Source organism: Alcaligenes sp. MMA (genome assembly GCF_020907215.1).
GTDB classification, from domain to species: domain Bacteria; phylum Pseudomonadota; class Gammaproteobacteria; order Burkholderiales; family Burkholderiaceae_B; genus Alcaligenes; species Alcaligenes aquatilis.
Genome location: NZ_JAJJPP010000001.1, coordinates 1,027,634 through 1,051,661, shown reverse-complemented (window position 1 = coordinate 1,051,661; position 24,028 = coordinate 1,027,634). Strand labels below are relative to the sequence as shown.

Annotated in this window: 21 protein-coding genes; 7 read left to right on the top strand and 14 right to left on the bottom strand. The window is 54.8% G+C overall.

The genetic code is table 11. The features are described 5' to 3' along the window. Window positions 1-3 precede the first annotated feature (3 nt). A complete protein-coding gene (locus LNA76_RS04720; protein WP_230018168.1) occupies window positions 4-792 on the bottom strand; it encodes a class I SAM-dependent methyltransferase in 789 nt (262 codons plus the stop codon). 96 nt (window positions 793-888) lie between these two features. Continuing rightward, a complete protein-coding gene (locus LNA76_RS04715; RefSeq protein ID WP_230018165.1) occupies window positions 889-1,314 on the bottom strand; it encodes a universal stress protein in 426 nt (141 codons plus the stop codon). 255 nt (window positions 1,315-1,569) lie between these two features. Here LNA76_RS04715 and LNA76_RS04710 point away from each other — a divergent pair, with 255 nt between their 5' ends. Continuing rightward, window positions 1,570-1,908, top strand: a complete 339-nt coding sequence (locus tag LNA76_RS04710; RefSeq protein WP_108727495.1) for a c-type cytochrome — start codon at window positions 1,570-1,572, stop codon at window positions 1,906-1,908. Between the two features lie 216 nt (window positions 1,909-2,124). Here the strand turns inward: LNA76_RS04710 and LNA76_RS04705 are convergent, their stop codons facing one another. From LNA76_RS04705 to LNA76_RS04695, 3 genes are all read right to left on the bottom strand, one after another. Beyond that, entirely contained in the window at window positions 2,125-3,342 is a 1,218-nt protein-coding gene (locus LNA76_RS04705; protein WP_125276830.1) for a cyanate transporter, read from the bottom strand. Window positions 3,343-3,398: 56 nt separating this feature from the next. Then, on the bottom strand, window positions 3,399-4,073 hold the full coding sequence (locus tag LNA76_RS04700) for an ankyrin repeat domain-containing protein (protein ID WP_094196708.1): 675 nt from the start codon (window positions 4,071-4,073) through the stop codon (window positions 3,399-3,401). A gap of 102 nt (window positions 4,074-4,175) precedes the next feature. Continuing rightward, complete coding sequence (locus tag LNA76_RS04695) at window positions 4,176-5,129, bottom strand: LysR family transcriptional regulator (protein ID WP_094196709.1); 954 nt, start codon at window positions 5,127-5,129, stop codon at window positions 4,176-4,178. Between the two features lie 141 nt (window positions 5,130-5,270). Between LNA76_RS04695 and LNA76_RS04690 the strand changes: the two genes are divergently transcribed. Continuing rightward, window positions 5,271-5,588, top strand: coding sequence for a DUF4148 domain-containing protein (locus tag LNA76_RS04690; RefSeq protein ID WP_094196710.1), 318 nt, complete (start codon window positions 5,271-5,273; stop codon window positions 5,586-5,588). 535 nt (window positions 5,589-6,123) lie between these two features. Then, window positions 6,124-8,586 (top strand): heavy metal translocating P-type ATPase, encoded by a 2,463-nt coding sequence (locus tag LNA76_RS04685; protein ID WP_230018161.1) that lies wholly within the window; start codon window positions 6,124-6,126, stop codon window positions 8,584-8,586. Window positions 8,587-8,747: 161 nt separating this feature from the next. Here LNA76_RS04685 and LNA76_RS04680 read toward each other — a convergent pair whose 3' ends face one another. The 5 genes from LNA76_RS04680 to LNA76_RS04660 form a co-directional block, all read right to left on the bottom strand. Beyond that, window positions 8,748-9,188 (bottom strand): YtoQ family protein, encoded by a 441-nt coding sequence (locus LNA76_RS04680; RefSeq protein ID WP_230018159.1) that lies wholly within the window; start codon window positions 9,186-9,188, stop codon window positions 8,748-8,750. A gap of 177 nt (window positions 9,189-9,365) precedes the next feature. Then, window positions 9,366-10,334: a cyclase family protein gene (locus LNA76_RS04675; RefSeq protein WP_420866720.1), complete on the bottom strand. Its 969-nt coding sequence runs from the start codon at window positions 10,332-10,334 to the stop codon at window positions 9,366-9,368. A gap of 105 nt (window positions 10,335-10,439) precedes the next feature. After that, window positions 10,440-11,117: a DsbA family oxidoreductase gene (locus LNA76_RS04670; RefSeq protein ID WP_230018157.1), complete on the bottom strand. Its 678-nt coding sequence runs from the start codon at window positions 11,115-11,117 to the stop codon at window positions 10,440-10,442. Window positions 11,118-11,220: 103 nt separating this feature from the next. Further along, window positions 11,221-12,153, bottom strand: coding sequence for a LysR family transcriptional regulator (locus tag LNA76_RS04665; protein ID WP_230018155.1), 933 nt, complete (start codon window positions 12,151-12,153; stop codon window positions 11,221-11,223). A 152-nt stretch (window positions 12,154-12,305) separates the two neighbouring features. Next, on the bottom strand, window positions 12,306-13,505 hold the full coding sequence (locus tag LNA76_RS04660; RefSeq protein ID WP_230018153.1) for a tyrosine-type recombinase/integrase: 1,200 nt from the start codon (window positions 13,503-13,505) through the stop codon (window positions 12,306-12,308). A gap of 189 nt (window positions 13,506-13,694) precedes the next feature. Between LNA76_RS04660 and LNA76_RS04655 the strand changes: the two genes are divergently transcribed. Continuing rightward, entirely contained in the window at window positions 13,695-14,762 is a 1,068-nt protein-coding gene (locus LNA76_RS04655; RefSeq protein WP_230018151.1) for a DNA-binding protein, read from the top strand. Between the two features lie 333 nt (window positions 14,763-15,095). Here the strand turns inward: LNA76_RS04655 and LNA76_RS17955 are convergent, their stop codons facing one another. After that, window positions 15,096-15,227 carry a hypothetical protein gene (locus tag LNA76_RS17955; protein WP_268253668.1) on the bottom strand — a complete coding sequence of 44 codons (132 nt, stop codon included), beginning with the start codon at window positions 15,225-15,227 and terminating at the stop codon, window positions 15,096-15,098. 271 nt (window positions 15,228-15,498) lie between these two features. Here LNA76_RS17955 and LNA76_RS04650 point away from each other — a divergent pair, with 271 nt between their 5' ends. The 3 genes from LNA76_RS04650 to LNA76_RS04640 all read left to right on the top strand — a co-directional run bounded on the left by LNA76_RS04650 (window position 15,499) and on the right by LNA76_RS04640 (window position 18,940). Continuing rightward, window positions 15,499-17,091 carry a multicopper oxidase family protein gene (locus tag LNA76_RS04650; RefSeq protein WP_230018148.1) on the top strand — a complete coding sequence of 531 codons (1,593 nt, stop codon included), beginning with the start codon at window positions 15,499-15,501 and terminating at the stop codon, window positions 17,089-17,091. A gap of 169 nt (window positions 17,092-17,260) precedes the next feature. Beyond that, entirely contained in the window at window positions 17,261-18,463 is a 1,203-nt protein-coding gene (purT, locus tag LNA76_RS04645; RefSeq protein ID WP_230018146.1) for a formate-dependent phosphoribosylglycinamide formyltransferase, read from the top strand. Between the two features lie 18 nt (window positions 18,464-18,481). After that, window positions 18,482-18,940 carry a hypothetical protein gene (locus LNA76_RS04640; protein ID WP_230018144.1) on the top strand — a complete coding sequence of 153 codons (459 nt, stop codon included), beginning with the start codon at window positions 18,482-18,484 and terminating at the stop codon, window positions 18,938-18,940. Window positions 18,941-19,057: 117 nt separating this feature from the next. Here LNA76_RS04640 and pap read toward each other — a convergent pair whose 3' ends face one another. The 3 genes from pap to LNA76_RS04625 form a co-directional block, all read right to left on the bottom strand. After that, window positions 19,058-20,587 carry a polyphosphate:AMP phosphotransferase gene (gene pap, locus LNA76_RS04635; protein ID WP_094196717.1) on the bottom strand — a complete coding sequence of 510 codons (1,530 nt, stop codon included), beginning with the start codon at window positions 20,585-20,587 and terminating at the stop codon, window positions 19,058-19,060. A gap of 349 nt (window positions 20,588-20,936) precedes the next feature. After that, a complete protein-coding gene (gene mobH / locus LNA76_RS04630) occupies window positions 20,937-23,264 on the bottom strand; it encodes a MobH family relaxase (RefSeq protein ID WP_230018143.1) in 2,328 nt (775 codons plus the stop codon). Between the two features lie 150 nt (window positions 23,265-23,414). Next, the gene (locus LNA76_RS04625) at window positions 23,415-23,954 is read right to left on the bottom strand and encodes a hypothetical protein (RefSeq protein ID WP_123049342.1); all 540 of its coding nucleotides are present in this window, start codon (window positions 23,952-23,954) and stop codon (window positions 23,415-23,417) included. Between the last annotated feature and the right edge of the window lie 74 nt (window positions 23,955-24,028).

Below are 24,028 nucleotides of genomic sequence, written 5' to 3'. Positions count from 1 at the left end.
CCCTTAAGCCGGTTTGCGACTGCGTGTCGCCATAAAGCTGGGCAAGTATTTCTCGATCTCAAAGCGCGGGGCGGGGTGCATTTCTTCGATGTAATCGACCAGATGCAAACCTGCCTGCAACTGCCCACCAATCTGCTGCGCCAGGGAATGCCCAAAAATCAAGGGCTCCATGCGAGCCTGCTTGGCTTGTAGTGCGTCGGCATCCAGGCTGCTTAAGTCCGAATAAGGGACCGTGAACTTGGGACGGATCAAGCCCTGCTGGGCATAACTGGGATCCCGGTCGGCAATAAACACAGCCGGATTGAAGAAGCTGGACAGCAAATGTCCGCCTGGACGCAAAACGCGGGCGCATTCTTTCCACACCACGCTGATATCAGGCACATACTGGTTAGACACCGGGTGTAAGATCAGATCAAAACTCTCGGACGCAAAGCGCGATAAGTCGCACATATCGCCTTGTTCGATCTGCAAGGACAAGCCGTCACGCTCGGCCACCATACGGTCTTTGTCCAGTTGCCCGGCAGACAGATCAAACACCGTTACCTTAGCCCCGGCTGCGGCCAAAATAGGGGCTTGCTGCCCACCGGCACTGGCCAGGCATAAAACGGATTTACCTTGAATATCACCCAGCCAATCCGCAGGAACAGGCGAGGGCAGCAAATGCACTTGCCATTGCCCACGACGGGCCTGTTCAACCTGCTCGCTGCTGACAGGCAAGGACCAGGGGCTTTCGGTTTGCGCCTGCTTGTCCCAGGCACGGGCAGTGTGATCGAGTAAGTCGGAGTCTGGCATAAGGGGTGCGTTTGTAGTTGTGATGGCGGTATTGAAACACAGTCATAAAAAAGGCCGTCTCAAGGACGGCCTGCCGAGACTGAACAATCAGCTCAATTACTTAATCAAGGTGACGGGCACATTCACCAGGCTCAGCACCTTGGTTGTAACCGAACCCAGCACCAGGCCGGGTAGGGCGCTCAGACCGCGAGTCCCCATCACAACGTGATCGATTTGGTTATTTTCTACATATTCTTTGATAGTTTGAGCGGCGTTACCGGCAATAATGCTCTCTTTGACTTTCAAGGGCGAGCCAGCCAACACGGAGCGCGCAGGCAAAAGCGCATTGCTGCCTTCATCCTGGTAGTACGCCTGCAACACGTCTTCCGAGAAAAAGCGTTTAACGTTGCCCGACACGATCGGTGTAGGAACAGCCAGTACGTGCAAAGTGGCTTCTGGTTTGCCCGTTAGGATCTCAACCGCTGCTTTCAAAGCGCGCGTGGAAGCATCTGAGCCATCGACAGGAACGAGAACATTAAGCATGAAGACCTCTTGTAGTGTATGAACTGTTTAAGTATGAAGCACTAACTTCTACTAGGACATTACAGAATAAGCGCAGCGACTCGCTTGATCAGCATCAAGACCCACCGCAATTTATGAAAGCTTGTTCTATCATAACCGTATGATCACGATGTGCATGCCACATAGCCCCACTTATGTGCGGAAAAATACAAGTGCGACGCACCTTTCTCGCCCACCGTTCTGGCCCACCAGCCTTTTAATTAGGAGATACCCCTCATGCGTGTAAAGCAGCTACTGGTCTGTACAGCCTTGTTCAGTGCCGGTTTCAGTGCTCAGGCAGCCCAAGCCAGTTTTGAATCGGTCCAGGATGTGTTGACCAGAAACGCTTGCCTGTCCTGCCACACGGTGGACAGGAAAGTGGTCGGTCCTGCCTATAAAGACATTGCTGCCATGCGCAAGAGCGATCCGGCCAATGCTGAGGTGATTGCCCAGCATATTCGTCAAGGTAGCAAGGGGGTTTATGGTCCTTTACCCATGCCTGCAAATCCGGCCATTTCCGATGCGGACATCCAGGTAGTCGTGGACTGGATCATGGCGGGCGCACCAAAAGAATAAGCAGGGTGTTGACACACAGGGAAACGGTCATCCAAGGATGGCCGTTTTTATTGGCTGCGCAGGATTGCGATTTTCCACGCCATCTTACGATCATCATTTAGATAAGAAAAGACAAACGCAGCATCTGCGGTCAACGGCTAGACCACAAAATTCCAAGGCGATAAAAAAGCCTGGGTACATCAATAGCCAGGCTTTTTTCTACATGATCAGACTGACTTAAAGACTGTCGTCCCGATTCATCTTTTTGGCGTATTGCGCAGGCTGAAAGCTCCAGGCCATGATGGCCACCAATGCCGCCATTGCCGCATGCAACAGCCAGCCTGCCTGAAAGCCATTACTCATTTCACGCAACTGCACGCTGATCATGGGAAAGAGGGCCGCAATCGGAAAGCCACCGCCTTGCATCAAGGCACTCAACGTCCCGGCACGAGCCGCATCCGGAAAGTGGTCCAGAGCCACCAACAGCAGCAAAGAAAAACAACCGCCCAGACCGATGCCGATAATAATCGCCCATAAATATGGGGCCATATCGGGCACAAAAGTAAAGGCCAGAAAGCCAACACATTGGCAAGCCAGGGCCAGCCATACCCACATACGGCGGTCTTTGTTCTTGGCCGCCAAGGTGGGCAAACCAAACGCCGCAATCGCTTGCGCCACCGACAAAACCGCCACCAGGCTACCGCTGGATTGCGCTGACCAGCCTCGATCTTGGTAGAACGTCGCTAGCCAAGTCACCAAGGAGGCATAACCCCCGTTGATCAGGCCAAAACACACCATTAAGGTCCAGGTGCGGGGACGAGTCAGCAAAGACAAGGAGGGCGGCGACAAATTCGCGCCCGGCTCCTGGCGTGGCACCACTTTCCACGCAATCCACAAGGCCACACTAATGGGCAAGGCCCAGAATGCCAGGGCGATACGCCAACTATCCGTCAAGGCACTCAGCAAAGGCGTAATCTGCGCGCCCAAAGCACCACCCCCCATCAGGGTGGCCGAGTAAATTCCGGTTACCTGAGCAATATGATGCGGAAACTGCTCTTTGATCAAACCGGGCATCCCAGCCTGCAACAAAGACACCCCAAAACCGCAGATCAGGGCTGTGGCAATCAGGCTGGCTCCATTGGGCACAAACCAGCGCAACACGCAGCCCAGACACAGCAAAAGCAAAGAAGTCATCAGCACGTGACGCAGCGCCAGGACACGCCGCAAAGAGGGCATGCAAAAGGCCCCCAGCCCCATCACCATCATAGGCAGCAAGGTCAACCAGGCCAAGCTGCTCAAAGGCATGTCCAAGCCTTCGGCCACCTGCCTGGCCAAAGTACCGCTGGATGTCAGAAAAGGGCGCAGGTTCAGCCCGACCAAAATGACGAAAGCCAGCCACAAGCCTGGGCTGGCCAATGCGCCCGACCGTGCGGGCGCAGTCTGAGTAAAAGACATAAAATCGTTATTGTTGTTGATGAGAAGAAAAAAATAGAGGGACGAACAGACCAGGCTTAGGGATTCGCCCCGGCCTGCTCCAGAATTTCGGCCATCTCGGTTTGGCTACGTTGGCGCGCCAAACTTAACGGTCGCACACCCTGACGATCCGGCAAGTTCACATCCGCCCCGGCCTTGATCAGCAAGCGCAGCACTTCCTGATGATCTGGCCCCCCATCGGACAACACGATGGCCTCATGCAGGGCAGTCCAACCCAGATAATTCACGTGATTAGGGTCTACGCCCGCTGCCAGCAGCAAACGTACGATATCGACATAGCCATGTTCAGCGGCTGGGATCAAAGCGGTGCCACCATAACGGTTCACGCTACGCAGATCAGCCCCATTTTTCAGAGTCATGCGTAGAATTTCCAAACGGCCTTGTGCACCGGCAACCAGATAAGGGCTGTCGTGAATGGAGTCAGTCTGGTTCACATCCGCGCCCGCGCGTATCAACTGCTCAGCAATATCCACATGGTTCAACCAGGTCGCACGTAGCAAAGGGCTTTGCCCTTGATCGTCGCTGACACTAACACTGGCGCGTGCTCGTTTTTCTGACAGAATTTCGCGCACCTTGGCACTATCGCCTTGTTCGACTGCTTCCAGCAAAACGGTTTGCGAGTACACGTTGCCACTTCCTAAGGCCAGGCCCATCACCAGTCCTGCCAACAAGCCTTGAATTGTTGCGCTCATGTACGTTCCCCCTTCATGGCTTTGGCCAAAGGGGCCAAACGTCTATAAATAGCATAGTTAGGTTTTGATCAATAGCGCGTCACGGCCATAGCACTTATATTTTTAGGGATAAGCCTGACCGGCCGCTGCGACATCCAGCTCCGGTTGCGACATCAATCGGTCCAGTTCACTGCGTAAATAGTTCAAAAACACACGAGTTTTTTGTGGCATCAGGCGGGATGGCAATAGCGCCAGAATGGGGAAAGGCGCAAACTCCCAATCAGGCAAAACACGCTCCAGTTGCGCACAATCCGGATCCAGACGGCGCTCCAGCAAGGATGCGGCGGTAATTCCCAAATCATGCACAGCCAGCTTGCGCATCATGATGGCGTTATTCACAGTGATAGCCCCCTCCACAACAGCGTCATAACGCTCTTGATTCGGGCCGCGCAGGGACCAGATACGATCCGCACGAGCAGGGCGGGCGCAGATACACGTGTGTCCTTCCAACTCTGAAGGGTGTTTGGGCCGCCCTTTGCGATCCAGATAATTGCGGGTTGCATACAGCCCCAATCGAATCTGTCCCAACATGGTGGCGACCGCGCTGGAGTCGGGCTGAGCACCCACGCGAATGACGCAATCGTAATTGTCCGACTGCAAATCAATAGGCCGAATCGTCAAATCAAACTCCAGCTCGATATCGGGGTACTGCTGATTGAAGCCTCGGATAATGGACGGCATCAGCACAATGCTGAAGCTAGCCGGCATGGAAACGCGCAAGCGGCCTTTTGGGGTTTGGGCCACATCCAGCAACTGCTCGTGGGCCAGCCGGGCCTGTTCAACTACGGCCAGGCAACGCTCGAAATACACTTGCCCGGCATCGGTCACATCCACATTGCGGGTGCTGCGTTTTAGCAAAGCCACCCCCACTTCTTTTTCCAGTTCACGGATACGGCGTGACACCGTGGAGACGGGCATTCCCAAGGCCTGGGCAGCGCGACTAAAGTGGCGAGCGCGGGCCACTTCCACGAAGATCGCGATGTCGTTGAGCAAAGGGCCGGCGATAATGGTACTCATTTGGATTGTTCCATGAATGGAAATACATTTGCAATATTAAGGGTTTTTACTAGGTTTAGAAAGGCTCATACTCCATCTAACGATTCGCTAAACACCACAGCGAACAACCGAAAAACACACCATAGATATTTGGAGTAAATAATGAAAAACATCACACGCGCAACTATCGCCAGCCTGATTCTGGGTGCTACCGCTTTGAGCGGCACCGCCATGGCAGCCACCAACAACGTCGCCACCGGTGAAAACCTGAACTACCCAACGATTCAATCGACCGACGCTCCTTTGAGCCGTCAGCAAGTGGTTCAGGAACTGGCTACCGCTCAAGAGCAAGGCTACGTTAGCGCGGGTTCCATGAGCGATTACCCACGTATTGATACCCGCTCCGAACTGAGCCGTGATCAAGTTGCAGCTCAAGCCAACGACTGGAACAACAACAACGGCTCCTTCGTTGCTTACTAAGTTGAATAATCGCTAGTTAGTCGTCGCTTCCCCCTTAAAACGCCTCTTCGGAGGCGTTTTTTTTACCGCCGGGCCGCCCTAAAGCGCGGTGCCCCCGATAAAAACGCTCCCTTGGGGATGAGCCGGGACACACAGTAGCCCATTGCGGACTGCTGTGCGCCAGACGAATCCGAGCGGCATGCAGGCCGCGAGGTGGAGCGCAAGCCGAAGGCGTAGCGAGGAGGCATTTTTTACCGCCGGGCCGCCCCAAGGTAAAAACGCCCCCTCGGGGATGAGCCGGGACACACAGTAGTCCATTGCGGACTGCTGTGCGCCAGACGAATCCGAGCGGCATGCAGGCCGCGAGGTGGAGCGCAAGCCGAAGGCGTAGCGTGGGGGCATTTTTTACCGCCGGGCCGCCCCAAGGTAAAAACGCCCCCTCGGGGGGCAGCAAGCCGAAGGCGTAGCGTGGGGGCATTTACTATCACGTCTTGACCTTCCCATCGGGTCAAGCCCTAAAGTGGCTCCATTGACGATTCATTGAAGGGTGATTTCGATGACAACAAGCGCTTCAAACAAGGGCTCACGCCTGACTTTAGACGTAGAAGGCATGACTTGCGCCTCCTGCGTGAGTCGGGTTGAAAAGATTATTGGCAAAGTGCCAGGAGTGCAATCGGCCCAGGTCAACCTGGCCACCAACAAAGCCACCGTGGACTACGACGGGGCTGCCCCCATCCAAGCGATTATGCAGGCAGTGGAAAAGGGTGGTTACAAAGTTTCCCAACAAGACATCGTTTTGGATGTCCAGGACATGACCTGCGCTTCTTGCGTAGGTCGGGTGGAAAAAGCCCTGCTGAAAGTGCCCGGTGTACAAAAAGCCTCGGTCAATCTGGCTACCGCCAAAGCCCACGTCCAGGTCGTGCAAGGCGTAAAAGCTGCCGACCTGATTCAGGCCGTAAGCAAAGCCGGTTATCCCGCTAGCCTGGCTCAGGCTGCCGCCACAAACGACCAGTTCGAACGCGCCGAGCAAAGCTACGAAACCCTGCGCAAGCGTTTCTGGCTCGCTCTGGTTCTAGCCTTACCTGTTTTCATTCTGGAAATGGGCGGCCATATGGTGCCTGCCTTTCATCATTGGGTGGCCAGCACCATCGGCACACAAAACAGTTGGTTGATCCAGTTTGTTCTCACCACGCTGGTCTTGCTATTTCCTGGGCGCGAGTTCTATACCAAAGGAATTCCTGTTCTGCTGCGTGGCGGCCCGGACATGAACTCGCTGGTCGCTGTCGGCACCCTGTCTGCTTATACCTTCTCGGTAGTAGCCACCTTTGCCCCCCAGTGGCTACCTGCCGAATCCGTTTACGTTTACTTCGAAGCCGCCGCTGTCATCGTGGCCCTGATTTTGCTCGGGCGCGTCATGGAGGCCCGCGCCAAAGGCCGTACTTCTGAAGCCATTCAGCGCTTGCTCAGCCTGCAACCACCTACCGCCCGTGTACGTCGTGACGGACAGGAAGTCGAACTGCCTTTAGCCGATCTGCATACCGGCGATATCGTCCTGGTTCGCCCCGGCGAGCGTATTCCGGTTGACGGTGATGTGGTGGCCGGTCAAAGCTATGTGGACGAATCCATGGTGACAGGCGAATCGATTGCCGTCTCCAAATCCCTGGGCGATAAGGTCATCGGTGGTACGGTAAACCAAAAAGGTTCGCTGGAATTTGAAGCTACCGCCGTAGGGCAGGACACCGTACTGGCCAATATTGTCTCTATGGTTGAGCAGGCCCAAGGCTCCAAGCTGCCGATTCAGGCCGTGGTCGACAAAATCACGCTGTGGTTTGTGCCTGCCGTCATGACACTGGCCGTCTTGACCGCCATTGTGTGGCTGATTTTTGGCCCATCGCCCGCACTGAGCTTTGCGCTGGTCAATGCCGTGGCCGTGCTGATTATTGCGTGCCCTTGCGCCATGGGTCTGGCCACACCAACCTCCATCATGGTGGGAACAGGTCGTGCTGCACAGGCAGGTGTGCTATTTCGTAAAGGGGACTCTCTGCAAGCACTGCGCGATGTGAAAGTCGTGGCCGTGGATAAAACCGGCACCTTGACCAAAGGCGCGCCCGAGCTGACCGATTTTGTGTGCGCCTCGGGTGAAAACCAGGATCAGACTTTGGCTGCCATTGCCGCTTTGGAGAATTACTCCGAACACCCGATTGCTCAAGCCATCGTCAGCGCCGCCAAGGACAAGCATGTCACGCTACCCAAAGCCGAGCAGTTCGAATCCCTGACCGGCTTGGGCGTCACGGCTCAAATCGGAGCCGATCAATGGCATGTCGGTGCAGACCGCTTGATGACTCAATTAGGTGCAGACCTGTCTGCCTTTACGGAGCAAGCCCAGACGCTGGCCCAGGAAGGCAAGACGCCCATGTATGCCGCTCGCAACAAGCAGGTTATTGCCTTGCTGGCTGTGGCTGATCCGATCAAGGAAACCACCCCGCGCGCCATTGAGCAGTTGCATGCCCGTGGCATCAAAGTAGTCATGATTACCGGGGATAACCGCCACACGGCCCATGCCATTGCCCGCCGCTTGAATATTGATGAAGTGGTGGCGGAAGTCATGCCTGAAGGCAAAGTCCAGGCTGTCCAGGCCTTGCGCGAAACCCATCAACATTTGGCCTATGTCGGTGACGGGATTAACGACGCACCCGCGCTGGCCGTGGCCGACGTGGGGATTGCCATTGGCACCGGCACGGATATTGCCATTGAAGCGGCTGATGTGGTTTTGATGTCGGGGGACATGCAAGGCGTAGTCACCGCGATTGCCTTGTCCCACGCCACCATGCGCAATATCCGTCAAAACCTGTTCTGGGCCTTTGCCTACAACGTGGCGCTGATTCCCGTTGCCGCCGGTGTGCTGTATCCCTTTAACGGCACCTTGCTCTCGCCCATGTTTGCCGCAGGCGCCATGGCCTTGTCCAGCGTCTTTGTCGTTAGCAATGCCTTGCGTTTGCGTCGTGTGAAGCTGGATTAAGATCTTCTCAAAACACGTAGTACCGCAGGTCTTTAAAACCCGTTGTTTTAACAACGGGTTTTTTCTTCTCTCTCAGAGCAGAAAAATGCCGCCACGGATGGGCGGCATGTTTATCGGGCAAAACAATATCGCCACACTCACGCTCCGACCTGTACTGATAATCAGGCTTTCAGCGTATAGCGCAAAATCTCGACGATCTGCTCGGGTGTGGTCGTCCAGGCCTGCGCACTGGCATCCACTTCTTTCAATGGGTGGATGATGTCCTCGGCATGCAAGGTCACGTAAGGTTTGCCCAAGGCGGCACAGAAGCCAGCATCAAAAGCAGCATTCCACTGCTTGTACTTATCCCCAAAACGCACCACGACCAGATCCGCCTGCTCAATCAGGGTTCTGGTACGGATGGCATTGATTTTGGAAGACTTGTGATCACGCCAAAAACCTTCGCTGGCCGGCCCTAGGTGATCGCCTGCGGCATCGCTGGCATCATGATCGGTGACCGGGCTGGTAAAGGTGATATCCAGTCCAACGGCCTTTGCGCCTTGGGCAATCTGCTCGCGCCAATCCGTGTGAATTTCGCCGGACAGATAAACGGTGTAAGTCATTACGCACTCCATAAAGAAAAGCCGGACGCCTCTTCAACAGGCGCCCGGCGCATTCAAACCCGTCCAACAGTAGCATATTGAGCGCTGCCTAACAGCAGACAAACGCGATAGCCCTTATTTGCAAACACATTCAAGGTGTCAAACAGGCGGCTCGTACCTCTGGATACGGCTCCTTGATTAGCGAATCGGAATGGCGACAGGGCGCAAGGGAGCGGCGTCACCACCACGGATCTTGAGCGGGCCACCGATAAAGGCGAACTCATAGACCTTGTCCTTGGATAACTCATCCAACGCAATCAGCTCGATAATCGGTACACCTTGCTGTGCCAGCAGGTACGTATGCAAAGGCACGTAGTCGTCGGGCACTTCGGAAGGGAAGGTCTCAAAGCTCAAGTTGTCTGCCCCCACAATCATGGCGCCGCCTTCTTCCACCAGATAGCGAGCGGCATCCAACCCCATGCCGGGAGGCGCATTCATATAGGCTTGGGGGTCGTTAAAGAGCTTCATGCGCCCAGTACGGATCAGGACAATATCACCTTCTTTCAGCACCGTTTTTTGGCGGGCCAGGGCATCCTTCAAGTCCTGACGCGTGATGCGGTATTGGTCAGGCAGCATGTCTACGCCTTTGGCGGCGGCCACATCAATCAAGACACCACGGGCAATCAAGGGCGGGAATTTTTCGATACCCGTGCGGTTCCAGCCACGGTCACCCAGATGCTCATCAGCCTTGAAGCCATTCCAGATCTTTCCATGAATTCCGAAATGATTCAGGGCATCGATATGTGTCCCCGTATGGCTGTACATGGAAAAGGCCGTGCCCGTATAGCTACGCACCGCGTTCATGTCCTTGCCAACACCCATCGGGTCATCCACTTCAGTCCCACGAGGGGTGTGCGTCATCCAGAACTGATAGTGCGGGTCACCCGCATCCTGCCAGCTAGGCATGCCCAGGTAGTAATCAGTCGCCAAGTCATAGACTTTGCTGCCATCCAGGCGAGACAAAATGGCCGCCCGGGAAGCAGGGGTGATCAGATTCAGGCGGCCAATTTCATCATCCGGTCCCCACGGGCTGATGCCTACTTCCTGAGCACTAAGAGACGGGGTGTTGCTCGCTTGGTGGGGGGAATGGGCCAGGGAGACGCTCATGCTGCTTGCGCCAACCAACAATAAACCGAGAAGACGGTGAGAGAAACGAATCGACATGGGATGTCCTTAGAGGGAACGTAAGTTAGAAAGAGGGGAGGGCCGCGTTTACAGCAAGGCGAGCAAACGGCTTTTGAGCATGTCGGCAGGCTGGGTCTGCAAGCGAGCAAGCTCCTGGCCTGTCTCGCGCGATGACACCAGGACGGTGGGGATGGACTGGATACCCATCCTGGCGGCTTGAGTGCGATCGGTTTGAACCCGCTGATGAGCAATATCGCTATCCATGGCGCTCAGAAAGGCTTCACCACCAAAACCTTGAGCCACGGCAATCGCCAGCAGGGTGTCCATATCGCCGATATTGCGGCTCTCTACCAGATGCGCGCGCTGCACGGCATCAAAGTAGTCCCAATGACCTTGCTCACCAGCCAGCAGATAGGCCGCCTGACAAGCCAAGGCGGACGGCATACCGTGGGGATACTCGAAGCTCTGTGCCTGCATGCCCTCGATATTGATGGACTGGGTATCGTCGTGTTGAGCGCAGGCGGCCCAATGCCCCAGGATTTCACGTTTGGCGCGCTCCATGGAGCCGAAGGCCCGCAGCATTTGCTCACGACTGTCTTGCAGAACAAAGGTATGGTGGCGGACCTGGATGCCCAGGTCAGCAGCCACTTGCCGCAGACGTGGCGACATGACATAACACCATCCACAGACGGCATCATGGAAGAAATCAATAATTAAGGGGGAGACCAGCGGCTGAGTCGTGTCAGGGTGTGTTTGATCGTGCATTGTGATGTCCTTGTAAGATGGACATCACAATAGCGTTCCCCGGAGCGGAGAATAAGCACGTGGCGGTGCAGACAGTTTTTACTCCGGGTTCAGAAAGGCCTGTTTACCGGGCTTTGGACATGACATCGGGCAGTTGAGCGGCCAGATAATCCACGAAGGCTTTGACCTTGGGTTGCAAGTGTCGGTTGGTCGGATACACGGCATAAATATGCCGTGGCTCATTCACGAACTTGGGCAAAACGCGTTGCAACTGCCCGCTGGCAATGGCCGGATCTGCCAGGAAGGAAGGCAGGGCACCAATACCCAAACCTGCAATCAGAAAGTCGCGCAGCATTAGGCTGTTATTTACCTGACTATGCTCACCTGAAAACAGCAAGGCCGTACTGCCAGGAGCCGGCGTGTTAGGGGCACTGTCAATATCACTATCAAAAACAATGCCTTGGGTATGCGCCAGGCTGTAGCTGATCATTTTGTGATGACGTAAATCCTGCAGAGTCTGGGGTTGACCATGGAGCTTCAGATAAGCGGGGGCCGCGCAAAGCTTTTGCTCGATGGTGGCCAGACGACGGGCAATCAGGGTGGAATCATCCAGGCTGGTACGCAAACGCACCGACACATCAAAACCATGCGCAACCGCGTCCACAATCCGGTCTTCCATGACCAGCTCCAGCTTCAGGTCCGGATACTTGTGCAGAAAATCCGTAATCAAGGGCGACAGAACGCTAAGCGCAAAGGACAGGGGCGCATTGACGCGCAAGGTACCCGCCACGCGCTGAGATTGCTGTTTGACCGAGCGCTCCAAGGCGTCCAGCTCATCCAGTAACCGACAGCATTCGGCATAGTAACTGCGGCCGGTTTCCGTCAGACTCATGCTGCGTGTGGTGCGCTGGATCAAGACCGTGTCCAGATGCGCCTCCAGGCTCCGCAATTGCTTGCTCAAGCCGGCTGCCGATATCCCCAAGTCCTCGGCGGCCTTGGCCAACCCGCCCAACTCCACAATGCGCCGGAAAGTGCGCATGACATTAAACGTGTCCATAAGGGATAGGTGCTCCAACAATCATCTATAGCAGGGCTTGGGTGGGACGTGCTCCTTGGAACTGGCGCACCGCCACGTCAGGAGTCGTATCCTACCGCATTGCTGCTGGCGTTTAACATCTGATTTTCCGGCCGCCGATCAGACCAAAGCCCTTATTTCCAACCCAAACTATGAGATTGCTCCAGCGCCTGGTGGCGTTGATCATCATCGGTATGCAGATAGATATTGGTCGTGGCAATGGACTCATGGCCCAGAGTGTCACGGATGATGCGTAAATCCACGTCTTGATCAGCCAGATGAGAGCCAGCCGAATGGCGCAGCCAGTGTGCCGAAGCCTGCTCCAGAATGCGGGCCTGAGATTCCTGGTCTGGATGCAAATTCCGCAAACGGTCAGCACTGCCTTGAAAAACCTGTTTGACCAGTACATGCACCATGGCCCGCGTCAGGTGCTTGTCACTGGCGCCAGCCGACATTAATAAAGGATAGGGCTCCAAGGCCTGCGGGGCACCCTGCAGAGCATGCGCCTGCCGATAGCGCATCAATTCGCCAAACAGTTCTTGCGTCAAAGGCACACGACGCCATTTATCACCTTTGCCGTGGATATGCAGCCACCACTGGGCTGTCGCTCCCGCATCGGCACGTTCTTGAACATCGGCCATACGTGCCTGAACCAGTTCGGAAATACGCAAGGCACCACCATAAAGGATAGAGAAAAGCCAGCGTACACGCGCCTTGTAGCGCAACTCGCTCTGCGTCTGTTCAGGCAAAGCCTGAATGTAATCCTGCACCCAACGCCATTGCAGCCGGCTCAAATATCGCTGCTGGGGGGCAGTGGTTTTTTTTTGTCGACGACCTTGATGCGACAAGGCCAAAGGATTGCCCGCCAAATACCCCGCCTGCACCAACCAGCTAAATAAAGAGTTCAGGATCAGTACAGCCTGATTCCGGCTGCTTTCAGACAAGGGCCCGGCAAAGGGCCGCCACGCCGCATGGTGACGGGCGGGGCGGGCGCGTCCTTGAACCACCCAACGATGAGCTGGTTGAGGGTCTGCCAAAAACAAACGATAGGCCAGGATGTCTTCCAGACTAAGCGAGGACAGATCCTTGCGACGCTCCAAGACTGCCCACAACAAAAGCCGCTCCGCCTCCTTGCGGTAGTTCGCATAGGTGCGAGGGCTATCTATATAGCGCGCCAACCAGGCTCGCAACGCCTCTATATCTGTTTGCGCCTCAATCTGCGCCCGCCCACCGATAGAACGGTTTGCGCCTTGCCGCCCATCAAAACGGGCCAGTAATTGAGCAATATCGTCCGATCCCAGTTCTGTTGAGGGTGACGTGTTGGCTATTTCCATGGATCAGCAGAAAAACAGAGGCGTTAAGAGAGCAGGGAAGGGTTTTCAAACCTGCCCCTGTGCAATCCGGCCTTCTTAAGGCCATAGATTTGACATTATAGAGATAATGTCAAATTACAGAATTCAATTTGTTGATAATTTTATATATTACGTTGTATTATTAATTAAATTATCAACAAAGGTGGAAAAATGGAGCAAAACCAGCCCAATGAGGGCCAAATCTTGGCTGATGTGGCCCAATTACGCGATCGCTTCAGCCATACGCAGACTTTGTACAAAGAAGTGGCTGCGCTCCTGTTTTTTCGCTATGGCGTCACGCCTACGGCCAACAAGCTGTACCAATTGGTGCGTAAAGGCAGCATGAGTGCTCCAGCCCAGGCTCTCCAGACGTTCTGGGAAGATTTGCGGGACAAAAGCCGGGTTCGGCTGGATATGGCTGATATGCCAGAAGAATTGCAAAGCCTGACGGGAGACCTGCTGGGCCGCATCTGGCAAGAAGCCATGGGGCACTCGAAACAGCAACTGCAGCATTACCAAACCCAGGCTGATGAACGCGTCGCACAGGCTCAAGCCCTAACCCAGGAAGCACAACAGGCACTGGAAGTAGAGCAGGGCGCCTTGAAAACGGCTCAAGCCAACATAGAACGCTTGAAAGAAGCACTACAGACAGCCGGTCAGGAGCAAGCGGCTCTGAAACAAGACTTGCTGCACGCCAAACAACGCCAAAACGAGCTGGAAACCGAAAAGCAGTTGGTTCAGCAAGAGCTGCGCCGCCAAAGCGAACAGTTCACCCAGGATTTGGAGCGGCTGCAAAAAGCCATTGAGCTGACCGAGGAGCGCGCCCAGGCCAACGAGCGCCGTGCCTTGTTGGAAATCGACAAGGAGCGCTCCATTCAAACGCGACTGCGTCAACAAATAGAAGAGGCCGAGCACGCGAACAAAACCCAGCGTCAGGCTCACGAACAAGAGCTGAACCAGCAGCAGGATCAAATGCAGAAGCTGCGCCAAGAACTGGGGCAAGAGCAGGGCGAGCGTCGTGCCATGCAAGCAGCTCTGGATATCAGCCATAGCTTGGCCAAAGAGATGCAGGGACAACTACAAATGCTACGCACACGTACAGCCTTGCTGGAGCGAGAAAATGAAGAAGCGCGCAAGAAAGCCCAACTGCTCAGCCAGCAACTGGAGCAAGCTCAGGCCCAGCCAGTGCGGCCCGTACGCTTAAAGCGGCGCTTGATCAAGAGCAATCCTGAACAATGAAGAGCCCATTCAGCAGCCTATGCCAGCATGCACTAGGATAGGCGTGGCGCGCTTTCAATCACCGAAAAAGGTGTCGGCCGATTTAGCGGGATTTCAATCAAAAATCAGGCAAAGCCCAGCCTTGAATGAACGAGCAGCCGAACCGAAGGCAAGGACAATTCATCGCCTCCCTCGTGCTTTGAATCCCTTCGTCCTCCTGCTTCGAATGCCATCATGAATGGAGCACTGCGTGTAACGGTCTGTTTTAGCGCAAACGACCAATAGCAGCCTCGTGCTAAGCTTTTACCCATGCTGCGCGCACCCATTTCATCTCGCAAAACCATAGGCTGGCTTTTAGTAGTCAGCCTTATTGTTTTGTTTGCCAGCATCGGCCTGGGTACCAACTTTGCCGCGCACGCCACGACTCAGAACGCGGCTCACAGCACCGTTCAAGGGCACCTCGCCTCGCCGGGGCAATCTCACCATAGCGCTCCCAACCATTGCAGCACCCCGCAAAAAAGTGGCTGCTGCGCGTGTCTTGCGACACTGATTCCACCGCCTGAAGCGATTGTCTTGCAGCCCGCTTTCCCTCCCGTTCCTTTGCACCAAGACTACCTCTCCCGGTTCATTGGCCCCGCCCAGCCACCTCCGCGCTCGTCCTGATCATCTCGTTCTAATTACCGCCCCAAGCCTAACAAGCCTGTGCTCACTAGGCGTGGGCAGCGCATGTATATTGATGATTAATAGGGATAAACCCATGAAACGACGCGATTTTTTCAAACTCACCTTAGGTGCCAGCCTCTTGAGCAGCCTGCCTATACGAAGCTGGGCACAGGGCATGATGGAGCACCACGGATCCATGCCCGCAGATATGCCCGGTCACGGCATGATGGCTCGGCAAGGCTTGATGCCGGTCGAAAAGATGCTGGCAGGTCAGGCACTGCAAGCTCTACCAGTGCTGAAAAACAGTAGTCAGAAAAAAGGGCTGTTTCAGGCGAAAATTACTGCGGCCGCCCACCAACGTGTGCTCGCCGATGGCAAAACCACCGAGCTTTGGCTATACAACGGCCAGGCTCCCGGCCCACTCATCGAGCTGTACGAAGGCGATCAAGTCGAAATCGAGTTTGAAAACCAGCTGGATCAAGCCACTACGATTCACTGGCACGGCTTGCCCGTACCCTCGGATCAGGACGGGAACCCACAGGACGCGGTCTTACCAGGACAAAGCCGCTACTACCGCTTTACTTTGCCCAAAGGTTGCGCCGGCACCTACTGGTATCACCCGCATCCGCATGGAAAAAGTGGTGAGCAAGTCGCGCATGGACTGGGCGGGACAATTATTGTTCGCTCTTCCAAAGACCCATTGAAGGACTATGCGGAACAACATTGGGCGATCAGCGATTTGCGGTTGGACATCAATGGCCATATACCGGCCAACACCGGCCCGGATTGGATGAATGGCAGGGAAGGGCAGTTCGTGCTGTTGAATGCTCAACGCCAGCCGCGCATCCAGACCAGCACAGCAGAACGTATTCGCATCTGGAACTCCTGCTCTGCCCGTTATTTAAGACTGCACATCCCCGGCGCCCAGCTGATTCAAGTTGGTACAGATGGTGGGTTGCTGGAACAGCCTTTGGCCGCCGCAGAGTCTATTTTGCTGGCACCGGCTGAACGGGTGGAGTTCTTTATCCAAGCGGGAAAAAACCTGGAAAGCAGCTTGCAAGCCCTGTATTACGACAGGCAAAAAATGATGATCAAGGAAAAACCCGAGACCTTGACGCTGGCAGGGCTGACAATCCGCCATCAGGAAATCGACCTGCCCGAGCAGCTACGGACAATTCCGGCGATTCCTGCTGCCGCCAGTACCGCAAAAGTGGTGTTCAGCGAAGTCATGCCCATGAACCACGACATGCCATCCGGGCACGGCTCTGGCATGGCGGCCTCGCCCGGAATGAACCATCAGGGCATGGGGGGCATGGACCAGGAAACCATGATGCCCGGCATGGCAGCCATGCGCTCCATGTTCCGCATCAACAATCAGGTCTACGACATGAACCGTATCGACCTGCGTTGCCCGACAGGGCAGTGGCAGTACTGGGATGTCATCAACGACTCCCATATGGATCATCCTTTCCATCTGCACGGAACGCAGTTTCAGGTTCTGGCACGTCAAACCGGCAACAGGTCCGTCCCGGAGCCATTCCGTGCCTGGCGAGATACCGTCAATCTGCGCCCCAACGAGACAGTCCGACTGGCATTCCAACAGGAATTGCCAGGCCTGCGCATGTTTCATTGCCACATTCTGGAGCATGAGGACCTGGGCATGATGGCGCAGCTAATGGTGGAATAAGGAGGCGGATTAAGGCTCGTCCGGCTTTCAAGCTGAAGTCTTGAAAACGTCCGCTCCGCAAGGCTGTGTGCCAGCGGGGCGGACAAAGCCGTCCTGCTTGAAAAAAACCCGGCGTCGCCTGCATTACAATACCGCTTTTGAATTTCTCATTTTCAGCGGAGCACGCGCCATGAGCCTGTTGGGCACCCCTTTATCGTCGTCGTCGGACAAAATCATGCTCTTGGGCTCGGGAGAGCTGGGCAAAGAAGTGCTGATTGCGCTGCAACGCCTAGGGGTAGAAACCATCGCGGTAGACCGCTACGACAACGCACCTGGCCAGCAAGTTGCCCATCATTCGCGCACTATTACCATGAGTGACGCCGAGCAACTGCGCGCCCTGATCGAACAAGAAAAGCCCACCCTGGTTGTGCCCGAGATTGAAGCTATTGCTACCGGCGTGCTGGAAGAGCTGGAAGCCCAAGGCAAGGTGCGCGTCATACCAACCGCCCGTGCTGCTCGGCTGACCATGGACCGCGAAGGCATTCGCCGTCTGGCTGCTGAAACACTGGGCGTTCCCACCAGCCCCTACCAATTTTGCGAATCGCTGGCAGAACTGCAAGCCGCTATCGACGATAAGATCGGCTACCCCTGCGTAGTCAAACCCTTGATGAGCAGCTCGGGCAAAGGTCAAAGCAAGATCAGCGGGCCTGATGACGTCGCCAAAGCCTGGGACTACGCCATGGCCGGTGGCCGCGTTAGCCAATGCCGCGTCATTGTGGAAGGCTTTATTGATTTCGACTACGAAATCACTTTGCTGACCGTCCGTGCCGTCGGTGCAGACGGCCAGATCGAAACCCAGTTCTGCGACCCCATTGGTCACAAGCAAGTAGATGGCGACTACGTAGAGAGCTGGCAGCCTCAGCCCATGAGCCCCAAAGCCCTGCAAAGCGCACGCGATATCGCCCAGGCGGTCACCCAGAACCTGGGTGGCCAAGGCTTGTTTGGCGTAGAGCTGTTTGTGAAGGGCGATGAGGTATGGTTCAGCGAAGTCAGCCCCCGCCCACACGACACGGGCATGGTCACCATGGCTACTCAATGGCAGTCCGAATTTGAGCTGCATGCACGCGCGATTCTGGGCCTGCCAGTTAATACGGCCTTGCGCATGCCCGGCGCCAGCGCCGTGATTTACGGTGGCGTAGATGCGAAAGACGTAGACTTTCTGAATGTGGCCCAAGCCCTGCGCATCCCGCAAACCGATATCCGTCTTTTCGGCAAACCCGAGAGCTTTGAAAAACGCCGCATGGGTGTTGCCCTGGCAGCAGACACTGACCTGGAAACGGCCCGCGCCAACGCTCGCCAAGCCGCTGCCACCGTCAAAGTCCAAGCCCGCTAAAACAAGGCGTTTTCCACCATGCCCATCATCATCTTCCTGCTGTTCATAGGGATTATTGCGGCGCTGGTCTATGGTGGAATGCAGCTCTTTAACCTGGTCAGCGCCAGTGCTGGTGCCATCGCCGCTATCTTGAGCCTGTTGATAGCGGCGGCCATTCTGGTGGCTCCCTTTATGGTATGGCGACGCCGTTATCTGGCCATCCACGGTAAAAAACAACAAGGCCAGCGCATTGTAGAACTGGCTTTACCCGATGGCTCGATACGCCTGGATGCCTTGCAAAAGCGTGGTCAGATTCAAACCCGGCAGGGGGCACGTGCCTTTATTTTTGCGGATATTGAAGCAGTAGAGCCACAGGGCAGGGGGCTGACACTTATATTGCGTAATCCCACCCAACGCTGGGAGATTCAAACCAGCCACTTTGCTAAAGCCAAACGCTGGCACAAGATCCTGAACCTGGCTGCAAAACAGGATTTATAGGGCCAGCATCAGTCCTGCAGCACATAAAAAGCACCCGCAGGTGCTTTTTTGTTTGTTTTTTGTTTGGTTATTTTGGCAAGATAGCCAAGCGAATACATCAATAGCGGGCTGCCGTCCTTAGACTTGCTCACTAACTTGATCCGACAAGGCCGGCTCATTGAGGCTGATCATGTGCTCATCCAAAGACTCCAGCGTTTCCACAACGGTACGCAGCACCTGAATACGCGCCGCTTTTTTGTCCTTGCTAGGCACAATATGCCAAGGCGCCATGTGAGTATCAGTCTGGGCAAACATCTCCTGAGCCGCACGTTGATACGCCGTCCATTTCTCGCGATTACGCCAATCCTCTTCCGTAATCTTGTAAGCCTTAAAGGGTGTTTCCTCGCGGGCCTTGAAGCGCTTTAGCTGCTCATCCTTATCAATATCCAGCCAAAACTTGATCACCGCCGTGCCGTTGGCCAACAATTGCGCCTCAAACTCATTGATTTCCTCGTAGGAACGATGCCAGGCAGCACGGGAGATCAGCTTCTCCACTCGTTCTACCAGCACACGACCATACCAGGAGCGATCAAAAATGGAGATTTCTCCCAGACGCGGCAACTTGCGCCAGAAACGCCATAGATACGGACGTGCCCGTTCCACCGCGTTAGGAGCGGAAATAGGGAAGATATCGTACATCCGCACATCCAAGGCTTCAGTCAAACGGCGAATAGTGCCGCCTTTACCGGCCGCATCGCGTCCTTCAAAGACCAGTACCAAAGAATGTTTGCGGAATGCTTTGCTACGTACCGCGCAGGACAAACGGCCTTGCCAATGCAAAAGCTCGGCATCGTAATCCAACACAGGTTCCACGGGAGGAGGGGACTGCAAGCTGGCAGTCGGCACATTCAAACGAAACGGGAACGCATACGGCTCTTTAACTTGTCGCGGGACAATGGGTTTATCCAAAGCCTGCAACACGACTTTTGCCAAGGACACATCACGCAAGTTCTGATCTGCGCTGGGGATCACCACCCAGGGAGCGTAATTTCTGTGGGTCAGATTAATGGTTTGTGTGGCCGCATTGCGCAATTGCTTGAATTTCTTGTGAACCTTCAAGTCTGCCTTGCTAACACGCCAAGCTGTATTTGGGTCAGCCATCAAGGTCGTACAGCGGGTCAACTGAGCTTGAGCGGAGAGGTGGAACCATAGTTTCAACACCTGCACGCCTTGATAGGCCAGTTGCGCTTCAAAACGATTGATCAAATGGGTGTATAGGGCGATCTTGGTCGGATCCGGTTTTTTGCGGCCCAGCTCTGTCATCAAAGGGGCATACCAGGAACCAAACACCAAACCCGTCTGACCACGAACCGGCAGCCGATTCCAATAACGCCACATTAAAGGCCGCATGGCTTCCTCTTCATTGAGCGCACCAAAAGCCAAGGTGTGCACGTAGCGAGGATCCAACCAACTGTTCAAGGTATTGATCGCAGAGCCTTTTCCCACACCATCCATCCCGGCTACCACGATCAGCAAGGTTTGATCTGCTTTTTGCAGACGCTCGTACTGCTTTAGCAGCAGCGCTTCGCGCAGCGCGTCAATCTGCGTCTTGGCTACGTCATCACTCAAGCTGGGATCGCGTTCGGCAAACTGTAGTACATGGCCCATCGTGCTTCGCTCCGTTTCACATAGCTCGTCACTATAACCATGCAAGGGGAGACTTAACTACCTTGGGGGGAAATAATCTGCAGAAAAACAGTAGCCAGGACGAGCGTAGTAGCGATTCTTTAGAGGTAGATACAAAGCACTGCTATTTAGTGACTTTACATAATATACATTATGCGATGTTTCCCAGCCGTCCTCTAGGGAGGAAAACGAGCCTGTTCAGCAGTTTTTTGCATTATGTGAAGTTAGGCACCTCACAGTAATCTAAACCGAAACCCCGTCGAAACGTTGAATTGCACGACTGATCGGACGGTAGCACAGCACTTTATCCTGTGTCAAACATCCCCTTTATTCAACGATCCAACTTCAAGACTGGATTGACCGGTGGCACGGGTAAAACAAACCGATCCGGGTCCGTCAACACCACCGCTGCCAGCGAGGCGATCGGCACATTTCCTTTGCCAATGATCTGGTAGCGCAAGATGTTGACCTTGCCACCACCTTCTACTTGCCGCATCCGATGCCACCCAGCTTTGATAACCTCTCGCTGAATCTGCATCCCCATGGCATCCGCTTGCTCTTCAGGCCCTGTTTCAGCCGCGTAGAGCTTGAAAATCTTGGGTGAAATCAGTGCCATGCCTTCCTCCACAAAATGCACGGGTGCCCCAGATTCGTTGTACTTAATCTCACGGCTGGCCAAGCCTTGCTGCAGCCACTGGATGAACGCCGTCGCGGCTTCACTGGGTTCCTTCACAGGAGCTTCGTGCGGTAGTTCAGGCAGGCTCGGTGTCAACACGACCGGCGTGGTGTTGGCCTGGCTGAACATGCGTTGCGATTTTGCCTGCGTCTTTGGAGCAGGCTCTGGCTCAAGAATCGGCGCTTTAGGCGTGGGTAAGGCTGGTAATGCTTCAGGTGTGTGCTCAACAGAGGCTGGCACAACACTTTTAGCCTTTGCTGCAGCGATGGCTGTTGCTTCATGTTGATGGGGCTTTTTGACTGGACCTGCGCTGCTAACCACCGCTGTCGGTGCTGAGCTCACAGACCTTGTCTTTTGCGACGTTTGTGGTGGGTTGCGATGAATAATGTTGGATGCTGTATCAGCTTCATCCAGAAAGTCATCGTCAACATCAAAGCCATCTACGGCGAGTTCGGCTGGCAAAATCACCGTCTCGTCGTCGTATGCCTGAATTGAAGCAGTTTGGTGAGTATTGCTGGAGGTTGGCCCAGGTTTGGGCTGGTTGCAGCTTTGCGTTGCGCCATTTTTCGGTGTTTGCCGCTTGGCTGCGCCAGTTGACGCATTTTTGGGCTTTCTAAACTCCATTGCTGGAACAAGATTACGCTTGGGTGCAGCCGTTTGTGGTCGAGCTGAGGCAGTTTTGGCCGTTGTGGCCACCTTTTGCGTCAATACTCCTTCATCAATGTTTTCTGGAGCAGCTTTGGCTTGAATGACTGTTGTATCAGGGCTGTGCTCAGGATCAACCGCAACTGGATCAGCTTCTGTTTCAAACTCATCATCGCCACGTTTGGCCCGGACATGGATCTCTCCAGACATCGCCGGTGGGTATAAGTTTGGATCATCATAGAGCTTTGACAGTGGAAAGCGCAGCACACTTAGTCTGTGTCGATATTGATGGGCTTCTGTACCCTCTTCTGTTGCCGGCGTTTGTCCATTTATTTCGACGTGCCAAATCGCTTGGCCAGAATGAGGACTGACTTGCAAGATTCCATATTCCTGCCATGTGTCAAACAGCCTATCGTTCTTGGCCTCGCCAGGTACAGATTCGTCAGGCTCATGCTTTTTAATCCAGGCCCGCGTGGCATCGGCCAAACGCTTAGCCACAAACCAGACAGAGCCGTCATACACCCATCCGGCAGCTCCAGTACGATTGAGCGGCAATTCCGTTCCAGACTGCAACATGCTTTTGAGCGCTTGCATGAGTAAATCCACCAGCGGCACTGCATTGGCTGTCGCAAACCGAGCCTTACTGCCCTTCATCAAAGCGTTGCTGGTGGAGGCCTGGTCAGCGCGTTTAATAATGTCAGCCAATAATCCATCCTTGTGGCCAGACAAATAATGAGTCAGCGCATCAAAGGCGTGAGGCGTTTGGGACAAAAAAGTTAAGGCAGATTTTGGGGCAATCTGATGAAGTAGGGTCAGTGCCAAGCGATTATGGGCCTGGTAGTCCCGGCTGGCTTTTGGCTCAAACTCGACCCGATACTCCAGATCCAGGCGCCCCTGCCCCACCTCGAACAAGGAGCCCGCAAGCGGTTTCCATCGTAATGGCTCGTCCATCGCCCCGTCTCGCCATAGAATCCGTAGATCCGTCATCGGTTTGGCAATGTCATGAAGCAGTGCCGCGTAGAAGACCACATAGGTCCACTGATCGCGCTCTGAGTCAATCTGCTCAACAGGTGCATTCGTCGGTAGAAAATGCGCGTTTCGCCAGGTCATAGCTGCCAAGACCATCTCTAGCGTATGCGCCAACAAACCACCAGCATGGGCATGGTGGTGGGCTTCTGAGGCGGGCATAAGCTGGACGTACTCCGCATATCGTCGGATAGCAGGAATGAAATCGCGTCTAAAAACAGGATCAGCGACACGCGACTGTAGGAACATTTGATGTACTGCTTTTTGAGCTTTCAGCAGGCGGATCAGGTCATCGGACTCCAAAACGCGCAACCACCCCTCTTCCCGCCCTGCTACTCGTTGGGCAACTGGAACTGGTGGGGGTGGCGGAACCGGGGCGGGCTTAGCCGTGCTAGAGGCGCGTCGCGGAATATACGTGGAGAACTTAGAGATCCAAGGTGGGGTGCGGCGGTGAGTCATACGCTAACGTTCAAGCAAATGGGCTCGCAACGCCTCCAGCGTCGGGCGAGGATGGCGCAAAGTGAGCAAAATATGCAATGACTCAGTGGGGTGTTGCGGATCGCCCTGCTGCAGAAAATGGAACCAGCTCATCTGCAGTGGATTCCATTGGATTGAATCAGGATCTGGCAACATGTTCTTGCCCCAGTGAGCCCGATAGTGGACAAATGGCTGCTGCAAAATATCTTGAACAATGCGTTCTTTGCGCTCAGCCAGATCTACGGCCTGGCTACTTTCTTGCGCCAGGCTCTGACAATGATTCTTCAAAATTTCTCTCACACACAGATGAGGATCGTCTTCATCCTCGGCATAAATTTCTAAACCGTCATAGCGCGATAGCCAGGCTGAAAAATGCGGGACCCAATCAGCCAGACCCAACTCAGTCAGGTGCTCGACAATGCGGTAAATCGCATGGCTACGATCATGCGCATCACGCCCAAAATGGGGAAACCCAGGATCGGGGTATGGATGCTCGTCTAGGTGCGTGTGGGCGAGGATAGTCATAGCGGCCACTCTACAAAGCGATTTGCCATCACTCAACGCGATACCGGTTGCGACGTAACCTAGGGTTCTCGCTT